Annotated in this window: 16 protein-coding genes; 9 read left to right on the top strand and 7 right to left on the bottom strand. The window is 66.4% G+C overall.

Annotated elements, in window-relative coordinates; genetic code table 11:
• The first annotated feature begins 83 nt into the window (after window positions 1-83).
• Window positions 84-545 (top strand): nuclear transport factor 2 family protein, encoded by a 462-nt coding sequence (locus ACJH6J_RS01770; RefSeq protein WP_346415331.1) that lies wholly within the window; start codon window positions 84-86, stop codon window positions 543-545.
• Window positions 546-550: 5 nt separating this feature from the next.
• Here the strand turns inward: ACJH6J_RS01770 and ACJH6J_RS01765 are convergent, their stop codons facing one another.
• Window positions 551-1,573 (bottom strand): fused (3R)-hydroxyacyl-ACP dehydratase subunits HadA/HadB, encoded by a 1,023-nt coding sequence (locus ACJH6J_RS01765; RefSeq protein WP_346415330.1) that lies wholly within the window; start codon window positions 1,571-1,573, stop codon window positions 551-553.
• Window positions 1,574-1,766: 193 nt separating this feature from the next.
• Here ACJH6J_RS01765 and ACJH6J_RS01760 point away from each other — a divergent pair, with 193 nt between their 5' ends.
• The gene (locus ACJH6J_RS01760; protein ID WP_346415329.1) at window positions 1,767-2,654 is read left to right on the top strand and encodes an SCO6745 family protein; all 888 of its coding nucleotides are present in this window, start codon (window positions 1,767-1,769) and stop codon (window positions 2,652-2,654) included.
• Here the strand turns inward: ACJH6J_RS01760 and ACJH6J_RS01755 are convergent.
• The 4 genes from ACJH6J_RS01755 to ACJH6J_RS01740 are packed head-to-tail and all read right to left on the bottom strand — an operon-like array spanning window position 2,651 to window position 6,396.
• Window positions 2,651-3,748 carry an LLM class flavin-dependent oxidoreductase gene (locus ACJH6J_RS01755; RefSeq protein ID WP_318984088.1) on the bottom strand — a complete coding sequence of 366 codons (1,098 nt, stop codon included), beginning with the start codon at window positions 3,746-3,748 and terminating at the stop codon, window positions 2,651-2,653. The two genes, ACJH6J_RS01760 and ACJH6J_RS01755, sit on opposite strands and share 4 nt — an antisense overlap.
• Window positions 3,749-3,758: 10 nt before the next feature.
• Window positions 3,759-4,784 (bottom strand): ABC transporter substrate-binding protein, encoded by a 1,026-nt coding sequence (locus ACJH6J_RS01750; RefSeq protein ID WP_346415328.1) that lies wholly within the window; start codon window positions 4,782-4,784, stop codon window positions 3,759-3,761.
• 12 nt (window positions 4,785-4,796) lie between these two features.
• Window positions 4,797-5,549 (bottom strand): ABC transporter ATP-binding protein, encoded by a 753-nt coding sequence (locus ACJH6J_RS01745; RefSeq protein WP_406801711.1) that lies wholly within the window; start codon window positions 5,547-5,549, stop codon window positions 4,797-4,799.
• Between the two features lie 10 nt (window positions 5,550-5,559).
• The gene (locus ACJH6J_RS01740; RefSeq protein WP_346415326.1) at window positions 5,560-6,396 is read right to left on the bottom strand and encodes an ABC transporter permease; all 837 of its coding nucleotides are present in this window, start codon (window positions 6,394-6,396) and stop codon (window positions 5,560-5,562) included.
• Between the two features lie 229 nt (window positions 6,397-6,625).
• Here ACJH6J_RS01740 and ACJH6J_RS01735 point away from each other — a divergent pair, with 229 nt between their 5' ends.
• A complete protein-coding gene (locus ACJH6J_RS01735; RefSeq protein ID WP_346415325.1) occupies window positions 6,626-7,375 on the top strand; it encodes an SDR family oxidoreductase in 750 nt (249 codons plus the stop codon).
• A 35-nt stretch (window positions 7,376-7,410) separates the two neighbouring features.
• Complete coding sequence (locus tag ACJH6J_RS01730) at window positions 7,411-8,319, top strand: cupin domain-containing protein (protein WP_406801710.1); 909 nt, start codon at window positions 7,411-7,413, stop codon at window positions 8,317-8,319.
• A gap of 21 nt (window positions 8,320-8,340) precedes the next feature.
• On the opposite strand, the gene ACJH6J_RS01725 is transcribed toward ACJH6J_RS01730, so the two are convergent.
• Together ACJH6J_RS01725 and ACJH6J_RS01720 are read right to left on the bottom strand one after the other, a co-directional pair.
• Window positions 8,341-8,550: a hypothetical protein gene (locus ACJH6J_RS01725; protein ID WP_142239372.1), complete on the bottom strand. Its 210-nt coding sequence runs from the start codon at window positions 8,548-8,550 to the stop codon at window positions 8,341-8,343.
• Between the two features lie 98 nt (window positions 8,551-8,648).
• On the bottom strand, window positions 8,649-9,281 hold the full coding sequence (locus ACJH6J_RS01720) for a TetR/AcrR family transcriptional regulator (protein WP_406801709.1): 633 nt from the start codon (window positions 9,279-9,281) through the stop codon (window positions 8,649-8,651).
• A gap of 182 nt (window positions 9,282-9,463) precedes the next feature.
• Between ACJH6J_RS01720 and ACJH6J_RS01715 the strand changes: the two genes are divergently transcribed.
• The 5 genes from ACJH6J_RS01715 (at window position 9,464) to ACJH6J_RS01695 (ending at window position 15,732) form a co-directional block, all read left to right on the top strand.
• On the top strand, window positions 9,464-10,114 hold the full coding sequence (locus ACJH6J_RS01715) for a hypothetical protein (RefSeq protein ID WP_234789641.1): 651 nt from the start codon (window positions 9,464-9,466) through the stop codon (window positions 10,112-10,114).
• Window positions 10,115-10,172: 58 nt separating this feature from the next.
• The gene (locus ACJH6J_RS01710) at window positions 10,173-11,975 is read left to right on the top strand and encodes a peroxidase family protein (protein WP_406803423.1); all 1,803 of its coding nucleotides are present in this window, start codon (window positions 10,173-10,175) and stop codon (window positions 11,973-11,975) included.
• A gap of 6 nt (window positions 11,976-11,981) precedes the next feature.
• Complete coding sequence (locus ACJH6J_RS01705) at window positions 11,982-13,292, top strand: cytochrome P450 (protein WP_406803422.1); 1,311 nt, start codon at window positions 11,982-11,984, stop codon at window positions 13,290-13,292.
• Between the two features lie 11 nt (window positions 13,293-13,303).
• A complete protein-coding gene (locus ACJH6J_RS01700) occupies window positions 13,304-15,223 on the top strand; it encodes an acyl-CoA dehydrogenase (RefSeq protein ID WP_406801706.1) in 1,920 nt (639 codons plus the stop codon).
• A gap of 83 nt (window positions 15,224-15,306) precedes the next feature.
• Window positions 15,307-15,732, top strand: coding sequence for a DUF4189 domain-containing protein (locus ACJH6J_RS01695; RefSeq protein ID WP_073693791.1), 426 nt, complete (start codon window positions 15,307-15,309; stop codon window positions 15,730-15,732).
• Window positions 15,733-15,764: the final 32 nt, after the last annotated feature.

Here is a 15,764-nt window from a genome sequence, read left to right as displayed (position 1 = left end):
TGGCGACGTTACTCCAACTGGGTGGGACCGACAAGACCTGCTGCCGCCCTAGGATGCGGGGGACGAGCAGGACGGAGAGCTGGATGTCAGACGCCGCAATGCACATCGCCGTGCAGAAGTTGGTGGACGCCGAGGAGTTGCGGACGGGCTTGGGCACGTTCACGCGCGTGGTCGACGGCAAGCGATGGGCGGAGGCGTCGCAGGTCTTCGCCGATGACGTCACGTTCGACTATGGCGACCAAGGGCCGCAGTCAGGCCTGCCCGCGCTGGTGGCGACGTTCCGCCGGTACCTCGAAAAGTGCGGTGGCACACAACATCTCATCGGTTCGATCCAGGTCGAGGTCGGTGACGACGACACGGCCGTGACCCGGGCGTACGTTCAGGCCCGGCACCAGGGCGTCGGCCCGCTTGCGGCCGAAACGTTCGATACCAACGGTGAGTACACCGACACCTGGGCCCGCCGGCCCGAAGGCTGGCGGATCGTCAACCGCATCAGCCGGTGGTCGGCGATGTCGGGTAATCCTGCGGTTCTGTTCCCGCAGTAGCGGGATCAGCGGAAGCGGACGTCCATGGTGGCGAGGCCGAAGATCTTCTTGCCGCCCGACTTGGCGCCGACGATCACGACACCCGTGCGGGTCTCGGGGTCCAGGGATTTGATCTTGCCGCTGAACTCGATATCGCAGCCTTCGGTGGCCGGCACCACCGCGGGCGCCGACAGGCGGACGGTGTAGCGGCTCACGGCACCGGGGTCGCCGGACCAGGACGAGGCGTATCCGGCGCCCAGGCCCATGGTCAGCATGCCGTGGGCGATGACGTCGGGCAGCCCGGCGAGCTGCGCCAGCTCCTTGTCCCAGTGAATCGGGTTGGCGTCGCCGGCCACGCCGGCGTAGTTCACGAGGTCGCCGAGTGACAACCGCAGGTGACTCGCGGGGAGTTCGTCGCCGACGGACACGTCCTCGAACAACGGCGTCCCCGGCGTGCGGGCCGCGTCGCTGGCGATCCGGATCTCGCCCTCGGGCCGCACCGTCTTGCGGTACTCCTCGGAGCCGATGTCCAGGATGTTCATGTCGTGCATCATGGCCTTCTGCACGGCCGTCTTGACGTCGCCGTCGATGTCCTCGGCCGTCACGCCGACGACGGTGGTGTGCAGGGTGTGGACCCGCTCGCCCTTGGTGTCGGTGAAGGTGTTGGTCACGGTGATGAAGTCGCGGCCCGCGGTCCGGCGGACCGCCGTCAGCTCGACGTCGATGACCAGCTCATCGCCCGCCACGATCGGCCGGTGCTGTTCGAAGACCTCTTCGGTCTGCAGGTAGGTGTCGTAACCGACGACGATCGACTCGAACATCCGCCGGTTGCACTTCATGCCGGGTGTCGAGGTGAACGTGATCGGCGCGATGACATCGGCGTAGCCGAGCTCATTGGCGGCAGCGACGTCCCAGTGCGCGGGGTGGTAGTCCTGCACCGCGCGGGCGTACTCGCGCAGCTTCTCGCGGCCCACCAGGTAGGTGCCGTCCATCTGGTAGTGGTGGCCGATCCGCGCTTCGAGCGGCGACGCTTCTGCTGCTGTCGTCATGACTGTGCCCAACTTTTCTATCGACATGTTCGCTGAGGCCGACCAAAGCACCCTACGCGGCGAGGGGGCGGCAACACACGTCGATGCGCCGTCTACCTGCGCCGAGCGGAGGCAAATGTGCCCAAAACCACGCGATCGCGGCGACTGCCGTGGCTGTTCGCGGGTGCCCCGGGGCCCGTGCTTGACTGGCAGCATGGCCCGCACACCCACTTTGGCCCGTCGGTTGTTCGAGCGTTACGAACCCGTGCACGCGATCACGTACTTCGCGCCCGAGGCGCGTGCCGCCGCCGTCGACCTCGGCTATCGCAGCTTCTGGAGCGGCTACTTCGTCACCAGGTCAGCGCCACTGGGGCCGGTGCCGCCGCAAGTCGTGGAGGCGGTTTTCTACAACTTCGCCGCCCATCGCGTCGCGAAGTCGCTGGCCGGCGCGTGGGACATCGCGACACCCCAGCAGGCTCTGGCGGCCCGGGAAGCGGGGGCGGTCGCCGCCTTGCGCCGCTACGGGCTCACCGCGGACGACAACCTGCGTACCGCCACCGATCTGCTCGGCCGCGTCGCGCGCGGTGCCGCCGTCGACGGCCGGCCGTTGTTCGCCGCCCTGTCCGCCGTGCCGTGGCCCGACGAGCCCGTGGCCGCGCTGTGGCACGCGGCAACGTTGTTGCGCGAACAGCGCGGCGACGCCCACGTGGCGGCCCTGGTTGCCGCCGGCATCACCGGCCGCGAGAGCAACGTGCTGCATGTCGCGGCGGGCCGCACGACCAAGGAGAAGGTCGTGTCCACGCGGGACTACGACGACGCCGAGTGGGACGCCGTCACCGCGCGCCTGGCGGCACGGGGTCTGTTGACGGCCGACGGTTCACTGACCGACGCGGGACGCGAACTCAAGACCGACATCGAGCACCGCACCGATGCCGCCGCGCTGCCGACGCTCGACGTGCTGAGCGACGCCGAGGTCGAGACCCTGTTCCAGGCGCTCACCCCGATTGCCCGGATGGTGGTCGCCGGCGGTGATCTCCCGGCGATCACCCCGATGGCGTTGCAGCACAGCGATCTCGACGATCCCGGCGCGAATCTCGGCTAGGCGGCCAGGGCGCCGCGCTTGCGCAGCAGCGGCAGCACGCCTTCGGCGAACCAGTAGGCCTCTTCGAGGTGCGGGTAGCCGGAGAGGATGAACTCGTCGAATCCGAGGTCGTGGTACTCGGAGATCAGCGACGCCACTTCCTCATGGCTGCCGACGAGCGCGGTCCCGGCGCCGCCGCGGACCAGGCCGACACCGGCCCAGAGGTTCGGGTAGACCTCGAGGTGGTCGAGCCGGCCACCGTGCAGCGCCGTCATGCGCCGCTGTCCTTCGGATTCGGAATTGGCATGCAGCGCAGTGGCTTTGGCGATCTGTTCGGGCGTCAGCTCGGCCAGGAGGGAATTGGCGACGGCCCAGGCGGCCTCGGAGGTGTCGCGGCTGATGGTGTGCAGCCGGATGCCGAACCGCAGGGTGCGTCCGCGGGCCTTGGCCAGTTCGCGCACCTGTGCGATCTTGGCCGCGGCGGCAGCCGGCGGCTCGCCCCACGTCAGGTAGACGTCGACGTGCTCGGCCGCGATGGGCAGAGCGGCCGGCGACGATCCGCCGAAATACAACTGCGGCAACGGGTTCGGCGGCTCGGACACGCGCGCGTCGGTGACGGAGTAGTGCCTGCCGCGGTAGTCCACGGGGCCGCCGCGCCAGATATCGCGGACGATCTCGAGGAATTCGCCGGTGCGTTCGTAGCGCTGGTCGTGGCTGAGCCAGTCACCGAACCGGCGTTGTTCGATGTCGTCGCCGCCGCTGACGATGTTGAGCAGCAGGCGTCCTTCGGAGAATCGCTGAAAAGTCGCCGCCTGTTGCGCGGCCAGGGTGGGTGGCACGAGGCCGGGCCGGAAGGCAACCAGGAATTTGAGTCGTTCGGTCTGCTCGAGCAGGGCAGCAGAGGTCAACCAGGCGTCCTCACACCAGGTTCCGGTCGGCGTCAGCACGCCTTCGAACCCGAGGCGGTCGGCAGCGCGGGCGATTTCACCGAGGTAGCGCAGGCTGGGCTTGCGGTATGACGCCGGAACCGTGTGGTGCGATGACGCGTGTGACGCGCCGACGATCGAGCGACTGTCACCGTTTGTGGGCAGGAACCAGAAGAACTTGGCGGCCAAGACGATCCTCCTATTTTGCGGTGGTCCAGAACTGCGACAACTGATCGCCGAACCGGTTGTCGACGAACTGCGAGAAGGTGGTTTTGTGGTCGATCTGTCCGGATTGTGTGAACGCATCGGCGAGCTGTTGCTCAGAGGCGATCACCGCATCGTTGATGGGTATGGCCAGCCGCAGGCTTCGGGACTGTGCGACGCGGGCCACCTGCGGATCGATTCCGATTGCGGCCGCGTACTTTTGGTACCACTCGTCAGGGTGGTCCTTGGCCCAGCGTGAGGCCCGGGCGACCCGCTGGACGAAGTCGGCCAGCGCGCTGTTGCGTTTGGCGTCCTGCAGTGCCGCCACCGAGGCGATGCCGAATCCATAGCCGTTGGTGACGCTCTCGGCGGTGGCGACGGTACGGACCTTCAGCTGGTTCTGGGCCAGGGCCGTGTACGGATCCCAGATCGCCCAGGCGTCGGCCTGTCCCTGGCTCAGGGCGGTGAAGGCGTCGGCCGGTTGCAGGAACACCAGCTGGATGTCCTTGACCGTCAGGCCGGCCTTCTGCAGCTGGAGAAGCAGATGGCCGTGTGCCGAGCTGCCCTTGCCGACGACGACCTTCTTCCCGCGGAGGTCGGCCACGGTATGAACCGCTGAGCCCGTCGGGGTGAGGATCTGATCGCCGGCGGCACTGTTCGAATAGGCCGCGATGACACGGATTTTCGCGCCCGCCGCGGCGCCGAAGATCGGCGGCGTGTTCCCGGTGACCGCGAAGTCGATCTTGCCCGCGGTGGCCGCCTCGACCTGAGGCGGCCCGGAGGTGAAGGTCGAGAACTGCACCTTGTAGGGCACGTTGTCGAGCTCCCCGGCTGCCCGGAGCAGCGACTCGGTACCGCCCTTCTGATCACCGACCTGCAGCGTCAGGCCGGCCAGGTCCGATGCCGGAACTGTCTGGGGCACCGCCACGTCGTGCTTGCTGTCCCGGCTGGAGACGCAGGCGCTGAGCAATGCGCCGGCGGCGAGGATGGATACCAGTCGTACTGCCCGTGAATGTTTCACAGTCTTCTCCCGTCAGACACCGAGTTGCGCGAGCAGCTCGGTGCGGTAGTCGTCGGTGCGCCGGTCGCGCTGGTCGTGCGGCTGGCGCGGGCTCTCGATCGCCAGGGTGTGCGCGACCCGCCCGTGCTCGAGCACCACGATGGTGTCGGCCAATGCGATGGCCTCGTCCACGTCGTGCGTGACCAGGAGCACCCCGAAGTTGTGCTGGCGCCAGAGGTTGAGGAGCAGTCGGTGCATCGAGAGCCGGGTCAGGGCGTCGAGCGCGCCGAATGGCTCGTCGAGCAGCAGCAGTTGAGGCTCCGCCACCAGCGCGCGGGCCAGCGACACGCGCTGTGCCTGCCCACCCGACAGGGTCAGTGGCCAGGACTGCGCCTTGTCGGCGAGGCCCACCTCGTCCAGGGCCTGATCGGCGCGGGAAAGTGCTTCGGCGCGGGACAGTTTGGCGCGGGTCAGGCCGTAGCGCACGTTGTCGCGCACGGATCGCCACGGGAACAGCCGGGGCTCCTGGAACGCGACGGCGGGCGCGCCCTGGACCTCGCGCTCGCCCTGGAAATCACCGGCGAGGCCGGAAAGCACTCGCAGTATGGTCGATTTGCCCGAACCGCTGCGCCCGACGAGCGCGACGATCTCGCCACGCTTCACCCGGAGGCTGACATCGTCGAGCACCCGATTGGCGCCGTACCACTTGGATACCGAGCGCAACTCCGCTGCGGGTGGTTCCGATACCGCGGGCGGTTCCACGGGTACTTCGTAAAGTGCTGTCACAGGGTGCCTTTCAGAGTCGATAGCGCAAGGCACGGCGCTCCAGGATCCGCACGAGCGCGTCGGTGATGATGCCGAGCAGCGCGTAGACGACGAGACCGAAGATGATCACGTCGATGCGGAGGAAGTCGCGCGCGTTGTTGATGAGGTAGCCGACACCGGAGTCGGCATTGATCTGTTCGGCGACGATCAGCGTGAGCCACGAGATGGCCAGCGACTGCCGCAGCCCCACGAGGACCTGCGGTGCGGCGCTGGGGATGACGACGGTCCGCAGCCGCTCAAGCGGCGAAAAGCCGAGTACGGCAGCCGTTTCGAAGAGCTTGGGGTCGACCTGGCGGATTGCCGACGAGGTATTGAGGTAGAGCGGGAACGCGGCGCCCAACGCGACCATGAGCACCTTGGGCAGTTCGCCGATGCCGAACCAGACGATGAACAGCGGGATCAGGCCGAGGTGGGGCAGCGCCCGGATCATCTGCATCGTCGGGTCGACCGTGGCGTCCGCCCACTTCGAGAAGCCCACGAGGGCGCCGAGAGCGGCGCCGATGACGCCGCCGAGGAGGAGTCCTTCAGCCGCGCGGATTCCCGAAACGCGCAGTGCTTCGGCGAGTTGACCGTTGCCGATCAGCTCGATGCCGGCCTCCGCGATGGTCTGCGGTGCCGGCAGGACCTCGGGATCGATGAGGCCCCACGCGCTGCCGGCCTGCCACAGGATGAGTACCGCCAGCGGTGACAGCCAGCGGAGGATTTCCCAGCGCCGAGCGCGGACGCGGCTGATCCAGGAAACCGACTGCACTGCAGCAGGTTCGGTACCCGGTGCCGCGGCGGCCACCGGGGCCTCGCGGGTGGTCATCACGCTCCTCACGTCGACGGCTATCGGTCAGGCGCGCACGCCATCACCCCGAAATTAGGAGGCCGTGCACGGGCTGTGAAGATTTACCGTCGCCCTGATTCCACGGGAACGGGGGCGGTCGACCGCCGGCAGTGCCGTTTGCAGCATGCCAGGTCGCCAAGACGATCACGCATGGATCTCAGACGAAAGCGCATTGATCGTCGCGTTCGGTGACTCTACGTTTTGAGCTATGAAGACAGTGCTGATCACGGGTTGTTCGTCGGGCTACGGGCTGGAGATCGCCCGGCACTTCCATGCGCAAGGCTGGAATGTCGTCGCGACCATGAGAACGCCACGGCCCGAACTACTTCCGGACTCGGACCGAATCAGGGTGCTGGCGCTCGACGTCACGGATCCGCAGAGCATCGCCGGCGCCATCGCAGCCGCCGGTCCGATCGACGTGCTGGTCAACAATGCCGGCGTCGGGGTGGTGGGCGCGTTCGAGGCCACCCCGATGGCGACGACACGGGAGGTATTCGAGACCAACACCTTTGGCGTCATAGCCATGACGCAGGCCGTTGTCCCGCAATTCCGTGAACGGCGGTCCGGTGTCATCGTGAACGTGACCTCCAGTGCGACCTTGGCGCCGATGCCGCTGGCAGCGGTGTACACCGCGAGCAAGGCGGCGATCGAAGGTTTCACCGGCTCGCTGGCATTGGAGCTCGAATTCTTCGGAGTGGCTGCCAAACTCGTCGAGCCGGGCTATGGACCGGGCACCAATTTCGCCGCCAACGGCGCCGACCGGATGGACGGCCTGCTGCCTCCCGAGTACCTGGAGTTCGCGGGACCGGTCATGGCCGCGTTCGGCGACGTCGACGTGTTCACAACGGCGTCCGACGTGGCCGAGGTCGTCTACCAGGCCGCGACCGATACGTCGGGCCGGCTGCGGTTCGCGGCGGGCCCGGACGCGCTGGCCCTCGTCGCCGCGCACAGCGAATAGACACGTACTCGTCCGGTCGCGGGTACCGTGTCGAAATGGCAACGGACCCGCTCGATTTCATCGTCGCGCTGTTGCGGTGCCGGGCGGTGCGGTCGAAGATCGTGGCCGGTGGCGGTCAATGGAGCGTCCGCAAGCCGCGCTATACCGATCCGTCCTTCTGCGTGATGCTCGAAGGCGCATGCTGGTTCTGTCCCGAGGACGGCGACGCGATCGAACTCCGCGCGGGTGACTTTCTGCTGTTGCCGGAGACGCCGAGTTTCGTCCTGGCCAGCGACCTCGACTTGCCCGCGACGGACACGGCGATCGATCTCGACCGCGATGCCACCTACGGTGATGGCGCGCCGAGCATGCGCATGCTGGGTGGGTATTTCCAATTCGACAGGGCGAACGCCGAACTCGTGGCACGGCTGTTGCCGGCGGCGATTCTGATCAGGCGCGACGAACCCGGCGCGTCCCGGCTGGGCCGCATCGTCGAGTTGATCGCCGAGGAGGCCGACGAGCAGAACCGGTGTCGGGACCTCATTCTCGAGCGCCTGGTCGAGGTGTTGCTCATCGAGACGTGGCGGTTCGAGACCGAACACGCCGCCGTGGAGCGGGGGTTGCTCGGGGGGCTGGCTGATCCGGCACTCACGCACGCGCTCCGGGCGATGCATGCCGATCTGGCCGGCCAGTGGACGGTCGAGAAGCTGGCGCGCACGGCGGGGATGTCCCGCGCGGTTTTCGCTGAGCGCTTCTCCCGCACCGTCGGGATGCCGCCGCTGCAGTACCTCACCGAATGGCGCGTCGCACGGGCCAAGGAGCTACTGCTCGGTGAGCGGCCGTCGATGTCGGCGGTCGCCACCCGGGTCGGGTACGGCTCAGCGAGCGCCTTCAGTGCCGCCTTCACGCGCGTGGTGAGGTGCTCGCCGGCCGAGTTCGCCCGGCAGGACCGTCAACGCGCGTAACCGGGGCACATCGAAAAGGCTTCAGAGTCGGTACATTTCGCGTGCCATCGCGGCTTCCTCGAACGACGCCTCCCGGCGTGGTGGGTAGTAGTCGGCACGATGCTGAGGCCAATGGGTGCGGCCCTGGACCCAGGTGCCGGCGGCCGAGACCGCTTCGGCGACCTGCTGAGCGCTGTGGCGCAACCAATCCCGCATCATCTCCGCGGGGGCCGGAACGTGTGCGTGTGTCATGCGTTCGACGCTACGAATCAGCTGGGCGGCGGACATCGGGCTCGAGGCTGATCTTGATGTCCGCCCGCGGTAGGAGGCGGTAGGGGTCAGCATCCGACTCAGGGACCGACGAAATCCTCCAGCGCAGACTCGATTTCGTGCGCCAACCGTTGCGGCGCTGCAGCGTCTCCGTGGATCAGATCACGTAGTGCGCGGTGAAACAGGCCGTCCGCGGTCGCGTAGACGATGGCGGGCGTGATGATGACGACGGACTCGCAGAGTTCGGCGTAGGCGATCACGGCCTTCCAGGTGAGCGCGGCAAGGCTGTCGTCGATCTCGTTGATGCTTGCGGCGAAGCGGTCGTCGAAGAGCGCTTGCGTGCGCAGGTCGTACCAGAGCCGGTGCATGGCGGCCGACTCGCGCAGTGAGTTGCTGAGGGCGCTGCTGATGCGGGTCTTGAGTTCCGGCCCGGAACTGCCGTCGATGACGATGGAGTTGTAGCGGTCGATGAAGTGGTTCTTGTACTGCCGCACGCAGCACATGACGAGGTCGTCTTTGTCGTCGAAGTAGTAGTGCAGAACGCCGAGCGATATCTCGCAATGCTGGGCGAGCTCCCGCATGCTGGCGCGCGCGAAGCCCAGTTCAGCAAGTCCGCTGGTGGCTTGGGTGGCCAGCTCCTGACGGCGCGCAGCGAACTTTTGCCCACGCGCGCCCGCCAGTCGGCCTGCAACGCGGCTCGAAGGGGTATCCACAGGGCTCCAGTGGCAGATGAGGTGTCAGTGAACTGGCGGGGAATACCAAGTCTATTCCTCCGATCAGGTACTTCTGCCCCGGGGTGGCAAAGTTTGGACGATCGTCTTGAAATGCCTCCAAAGAATGGCGCAGGTCGCTATCATGCTCCGCGAGTACTCGAAATTCGACGGAAATGGTGCCGATGAGCGAACAACAAGCAGCGGCGGACTCTGCTGCGGACGACAGGTTGGCGTGGTTGCGGAAGTCGGTCGCGGAAGGGCAGCCGGGAGCGGTTGATTCGGCGTGGAGCTGGATCGTCGAGCTGTCCAAGCTGGCGGACAACGACTCCGATGCTGCCGAAGCGCAGCTCAACGATCTTTTCCGGCTGGGTACGCCGCCGGTCGATCTGGACGGCCCGACGGAGGGCATTCTCGTCATGACGACGACGAACCCTGCGCTCGATACCGTGACGCGGGCTGTTACGGCCCTGTGGATGCCGTGGCAGGGCAAGCGCTTCGATTCGGAGGCCGGCACCGGCGACAATCGGCTGACCAAGAGCACTGGCCTGGTTGGCAAGCTGCTGTGGCCGCTGTATTCGATGCGTGATGCCGAATCCGGCAAACTCGCCTTCGACTTCGCGACCTACGTGGAAGCCGGTAAGGACGACCCCGATCGTCAGGTCATGGTCATCGATTACGCCAACGTTGAATCGAACCCGCGCCTGGTGATCCGGAGCATCCGGGACGAACTGGTGCAGCTCGTGCCCGGTGTCTACCTCGGCAAGATTCTGTTCAACACCGGCTCCGACAAGTACAGCAAGATCGGCTACTTCGCATTGCGCACGCCGCGCTGACAGACCTCGCGTTCACAGCCCACCTAAACGACTAACTCGAAAAAGAAACGGCAACAACATGACTGAGTGGCACGAATACCCGTCTCTGCTCCTGCAGCTGAACGCTCTCACCAAGGCTCGCGATGACCTTCGCGCGCACAATCTGTACGAGAGCTACGGGATGCGTCCTGCCGATGACCTCGGCCAGCCCACCGACGAGGTGCGCCGGGCTCGTCAGCCTGATGGCACCTGGAACGACCTCGAAGATCCGCACATGGGCGCCAAGGGCACCGGCTTCGGACGCAACGTGCCGCTGTCGATGACGGTCACCGACGTCAAGCGCCTGCTCAAGCCGGACCCACGCGTCATCAGCCGCAAGCTCATGGCCCGCGACGACTTCAAGCCGGCCGGCATCATCAACGCACTGGCCGCCGCGTGGCTGCAGTTCGAGAACCACAACTGGTTCTTCCACGGCGACGGCGTGCCAGACAAGACCATCGACATCCCGCTGAGCGCCGATGATCAGTTCCCCGAGAACCCGATGAAGATCCGGTGCACCATCCCGCTGCGGGGCGAGATCGCGGATGGTTGTCCCGCACCGGTTTTCGCGAACGCAGAGACGCACTGGTGGGACGGCTCGCAGGTCTACGGCAGCGGCAAGGAGCGCCAGTCGCAGGTCCGCACCTTCGTCGACGGCAAGGTGAAGGTCGACCCGAACGGGCGTCTTCCCGAGAGCGACATCAAGGGCATCGACCTGACCGGTATGCAGGAGAACTACTGGGTCGGCACCGGTCTGCTGCACACCATGTTCGCGCGTGAGCACAACGCCGTCTGCGATGCCCTGAAGAAGGCCTACCCGAGCTTCGATGATCAGCGGCTCTTCGAGGTCGGCGTCCTCGTCGTCTCTGCGCTGATCGCCAAGATCCACACCGTGGAGTGGACGCCGTGCGTGCTGCGCCACCCGGCGCTGCAGATCGGCATGAACGCGAACTGGTATGGCGCACTGGGAGAGACGTTCCAGGAGAAGTTCGGCCGGATCAGTGACAACGAGGCGATCTCGGGCATCATCGGGTCACCGACGGATCACCACACCGCGCCGTTCTCGCTGACCGAGGAGTTCGTGTCGGTCTACCGCATGCACCCGCTGATCCCGGACGACTGGAACTTCTTCTCGCTGGAGTCCGGTGAGCACCTGGTCAAGGCGGACTTCACCCAGCTGCAGGGTGCCTACACACGCGGCTTCATGGACAAGATCCAGATGGGCGACATGTGGTACTCGTTCGGCCTGGCCAGCGCCGGTGCCGTCTGCCTGCACAACTACCCGAACGCGCTGCGCAACCTCACCCGGGTCGACGGTCAGGTCACCGACCTCGCCACCCTCGACATCGTGCGTGACCGCGAGCGAGGTGTGCCGCGCTACAACGACTTCCGTGAGGCACTGCGGATGCCGCGCCGCAAGACCATCGACGACATCACCCCGAACAAGCAGTGGGCCCGGGAGATCAACGAGGTCTACAACGGCGACGTCGACGCCGTCGACCTCCAGATCGGTATGCAGGCCGAGCAGCCGCCGAAGGGATTCGGCTTCTCGGACACCGCTTTCCGGATCTTCATCCTGATGGCGTCACGCCGGCTCAAGAGCGACCGGTTCTTCACCAACGACTTCAAGCCCGAGGTGTACACCCAGGTCGGGTTCGACTGGGTGAACAACAACACCATGAAGGACGTCATGCTGCGGCACTACCCGGAGCTGGAGCCGGTGATCGGTGACGTCGAGCGGGTGTTCGCGCCGTGGCCGAAGCTGGGTGCGCCGGTGCCGGGGAAGAAGAACCCCGTGGTGCAGCTGGCCGACTCGGTCCGCGCTTACCTGCCCTGGGGCTGACGCGCGATGGCCGAGGATTTCCCGCACGCATCCATCGTCGAAGGCGTTCGGTTCACCGCTCAGATCGGTGTGCCGAATGTCCTTCTGGGACTGTTCAACAAGCGAGAGTTGCCCACCCGCATCGCCTCGGGCCTGAGTTCGGACTACCTGGGATACCAGCTGGTCGAGGGCATGGTGCGCAGCTACGGCCCCGGACCGTTCTACGTCCGGGTCGTCGCCGACGAGGCGCTGCTGGTGCACCACCCGGACGACCTGAAGTTCGTGTTGGGCGGCTCGCCCGACCCGTTCGCCTCTGACCCGAAGCCCAAGCGGGAGGGCATGGCGGCGTTCCAGCCGGACGCGCTGACCATCTCCCGTGGGCAGCCGTGGGAGGACCGGCGTCGCTTCGCCGAAGCGGTGCTGGACACCGGGCATCCGGTCCACCGGTTGGCGCAGGCGTTCGTGGAGAAGGTCGTGCAGACGGTGGAGGGTCTCGGCTCCGGGGCGCTGAAGTGGTCCGATTGGAACGCGGCATTCCAGCGGCTGACCCGGTGTGTCGTCTTCGGCGACAAGGCGGCCGACGACACCCGGCTCACCTCGCAGCTGAGCGAACTGATGTCCGCGGGCAACGGGATGCCGGGAGAGCCGGCGCCGGGATATCCGGAGTTCGTCTCTCACATCGAGTCCTACCTGAAGGATCCGGAGCCGGGCAGTCTGGCCGCGCTCATCGCGGAGACCACCGCGCCGGAGACCGCGAGCCCTGCGAGCCAGGTGATCCACTGGTTGTTCGCGATGGGGGACACCCTGGCTGCCAACGCATTCCGCACGCTGGCGGTGCTGTCGACGCACCCCGAGCACCTGCGCGAGGTCCGGGCGGAGATGGAGTCGGCCGACATCGGCTCGGGACAGGGCATCGCGTCGCTGAAGTATCTCGGCGGGTGCCTGCTCGACACCATGCGGCTGTGGCCGACGACCGGATTGTTCGGCCGGGTCGCCACCCGGGACATCGAGTTCCCCAGTGGGGCAGTGCTGCCCGAAGGCAAGCAGGTCCTCATCTACAACGTGTTCAACCACCGGAACCGCGACAGGATCCCCTACGCCGACCGGTTTTCGCCAGGTGAATGGGTCAGCGGTGATGCCGGGAGTGACTGGTCGTACAACTTCTTCAGCCACGGTCCGCAGGGCTGCCCGGGCGCCGGCTTGTCGGTTTTCCTCGGTCAGGCCTTCCTGGCGCACGTGTTGAACGGGTCCACACCGGTGCTGCGCGGGGCTACGCTGAACCCGCAGAAGTCACTGCCGCACAGTGTCGATCTGTACGGCATCAGCATCGAACGCTAGATGGGACCCTTGTGACGACGACCGCCGAACATCTGCGCTACGCCCTTGACGGGCGGTGGCGTGAGGTGAAAGACCGTATTCGGCAGGAACTTTCCGCTGAACTGTTCAAGCCGCACTACACCCCGGACACTGCGGTGGCCCGGGCCAAGGTCACCGAGCAGATGAAGTACATGGCGTCGCGCGGCGCCGCCGAGGACGCCTTCGCCAAGGGTCACGGCGGCAACGGCGATGCGGGCGCCACCATCGCCCGCATCGAGATGCTGGCCATGAGCGACCTGTCGCTGATGGTCAAGGCCGGGGTGCAGTGGGGTCTGTTCGGCGGTGCGATCGACAACCTGGGTACCGAACGCCACCACGAGGCCTACGTGCGCAAGGCCATCGATCTGGATCTGGTCGGTTGCTTCGGCATGACGGAGACCGGGCACGGCAGCGACGTGCAGTCCCTGGAGACGACAGCCACCTACGATCCGGCCACCCAAGAGTTCGTCATCGATTCTCCGACCCCTACGGCGCGCAAGGATTACATCGGCGGCGCTGCTGAATCTGCCCAGGTATCAGCGGTTTTCGCACAGCTGATCACGGGCGGCGAGAGCCAGGGCGTGCATTGCTTCATGGTGCCGCTGCGCGACGAGTACGGCAACGACCTACCGGGCGTCCGCACCTCGGACTGTCACTACAAGGGCGGACTGCCCGGTGTCGACAACGGTCGCATTCAGTTCGACCATGTGCGCATCCCGCGGGAGAACCTGCTGAACCGCTACGGCGATGTCGCCGCGGACGGGACCTATTCGTCGCCCATCGACAACCCCAACCGGCGGTTCTTCACCATGCTGGGCACCCTGATCCGTGGACGCGTAACGGTCGGCGGCAGTGCCGCGGCCGCCGCCCGCGTCGCGCTGGATATCGCGACGCGATATGCGTTGCAGCGCAGGCAGTTCGAGGCGCCGAAGACGGACGACGAAGTCCTGATCATGGACTACCTGGTGCACCAGCGTCGGCTGCTGCCGCTGATCGCGAAGTCCTATGCACTGCAGTTCGCGCAGAACGAGTTGGTGGCGGACCTGCACGATCTGACCGAGGAAGCCGAACCCGACGGTGAGGTGCAGCGTGAGCTCGAGGCGCGCGCCGCCGGTCTGAAGGCCGCGGCGACGTGGCACGCCACCAAAGCCATCCAGGAGTGCCGCGAAGCCTGCGGCGGCGCAGGGTATCTGGCGGAGAACCGGCTCATCGCGCTCAAGGCGGACACGGATGTCTTCACCACCTTCGAAGGTGACAACCACGTCTTGACGCAGTTGGTGGCCAAGCACCTGCTCACCGAGTACGCCGACGACATCAAGGGCATGAGCCCGTTCGAGTGGGTGAAGTTCGCGACCAGCACGGCCCGGGAGCGGGTGCGCCGGAGCACCGGCACCGAGACCATCCTGCAGAACCTCCTCGACACTCGCCAGGACAACGAGGAAGAGGGCAGCCTCTTCAACCGCGGCACCCAGGCGAAGATGTTCGAGGACCGGGCCGACTATCTGCTGTCGACGGTCGCCCGCCGCCTGCAGGCCAACTCCAAGGAGATGAGCCCGTTCGAGGCGTTCAACTCCGTGCAGGACCATGTGCTGCACGCGGCGTCGGCGCACATCGACCGCATCGTGTTCGAGTCGTTCGCCGCCGGTATCGACGCGTGCACGGATCCCGAGGCCCGCGAGATCTTCGGCCTCGTGTGCGATCTGTATGCGCTGTCGGTGATCGAAGAAGACAAGGCCTGGTACATCGAGCACCGCTTCCTGTCCATGGACCGGGCGAAGGCCGTCACCGCCGGCATCAACGACCGCTGCCGCAAGCTGCGGCCGTACGCCGAGGTGTTGGTCGACGGGTTCGGGATTCCCGAGCAGCTGCGCTACGCCGAGATGCTGCATCCGGAGCGCATCCCGGATATCTGAAAAAGTGTCCCGTTTGCGATGACTGAGCACTCCTAGTCAGTGAACGGTGCCCACGAGGGCTCCGACCTGCCAAGGAGAACATCATGACCGCTGTATCTGTCCGCCGTCGCTCAGCCGTCGCAGCTGCGCTCGTCGCCGCCGGAGCCGTCGCCGGCGCACTTGGCGCGGCGAGCCCGGCGAACGCTGGAGTCAACAGGTACCTCGCCATCGCGTTCTCACCGGCGACAGGGCAGTGGGGTTACACACAGAGCCTGTTGGACGCGAACCAGGCCAAGTTCGACGCGGTGGGTTACTGCCTCAACAAGGGCGGGACCGACTGCCGGATCGTGGTGTGGGGCGACAACGAGTGCGCCGCACTCGCGACGAGTCCCAACCCGTTCAACCACAGCCTCATGTGGGGCACAGGTGTGGCCCAGACGCAGAAGGAGGCCGAGACGAAAGCCCGGCTGTCGACGTCGTTCGGCGCGACCGTCGTCCTGTCGTTCTGCTCACTCGGCACCGAGCACTGACACGGGCGGGGTAGCGTCGTCCAATACGGTTG

The sequence above is a fragment of the Mycobacterium sp. SMC-18 genome (assembly GCF_045310895.1).
In the GTDB taxonomy this organism is placed as follows: Bacteria; Actinomycetota; Actinomycetes; order Mycobacteriales; family Mycobacteriaceae; genus Mycobacterium.
The sequence above is the reverse complement of the archived record's forward strand: the minus strand, read 5'-3'. Positions and strand labels throughout refer to the sequence as shown.

Excerpts from the sequence above, each read along its gene's own strand:
- ACJH6J_RS01770 (WP_346415331.1), top strand. The coding sequence starts at position 84 with ATGTCAGACGCCGCAATGCACATCGCCGTGCAGAAGTTGGTGGACGCC.
- ACJH6J_RS01765 (WP_346415330.1), bottom strand. The coding sequence starts at position 1,573 with ATGACGACAGCAGCAGAAGCGTCGCCGCTCGAAGCGCGGATCGGCCAC.
- ACJH6J_RS01760 (WP_346415329.1), top strand. The coding sequence starts at position 1,767 with ATGGCCCGCACACCCACTTTGGCCCGTCGGTTGTTCGAGCGTTACGAA.
- ACJH6J_RS01740 (WP_346415326.1), bottom strand. The coding sequence starts at position 6,396 with ATGACCACCCGCGAGGCCCCGGTGGCCGCCGCGGCACCGGGTACCGAA.
- ACJH6J_RS01735 (WP_346415325.1), top strand. The coding sequence starts at position 6,626 with ATGAAGACAGTGCTGATCACGGGTTGTTCGTCGGGCTACGGGCTGGAG.
- ACJH6J_RS01730 (WP_406801710.1), top strand. The coding sequence starts at position 7,411 with ATGGCAACGGACCCGCTCGATTTCATCGTCGCGCTGTTGCGGTGCCGG.
- ACJH6J_RS01725 (WP_142239372.1), bottom strand. The coding sequence starts at position 8,550 with ATGACACACGCACACGTTCCGGCCCCCGCGGAGATGATGCGGGATTGG.
- ACJH6J_RS01715 (WP_234789641.1), top strand. The coding sequence starts at position 9,464 with ATGAGCGAACAACAAGCAGCGGCGGACTCTGCTGCGGACGACAGGTTG.
- ACJH6J_RS01710 (WP_406803423.1), top strand. The coding sequence starts at position 10,173 with ATGACTGAGTGGCACGAATACCCGTCTCTGCTCCTGCAGCTGAACGCT.
- ACJH6J_RS01705 (WP_406803422.1), top strand. The coding sequence starts at position 11,982 with ATGGCCGAGGATTTCCCGCACGCATCCATCGTCGAAGGCGTTCGGTTC.
- ACJH6J_RS01695 (WP_073693791.1), top strand. The coding sequence starts at position 15,307 with ATGACCGCTGTATCTGTCCGCCGTCGCTCAGCCGTCGCAGCTGCGCTC.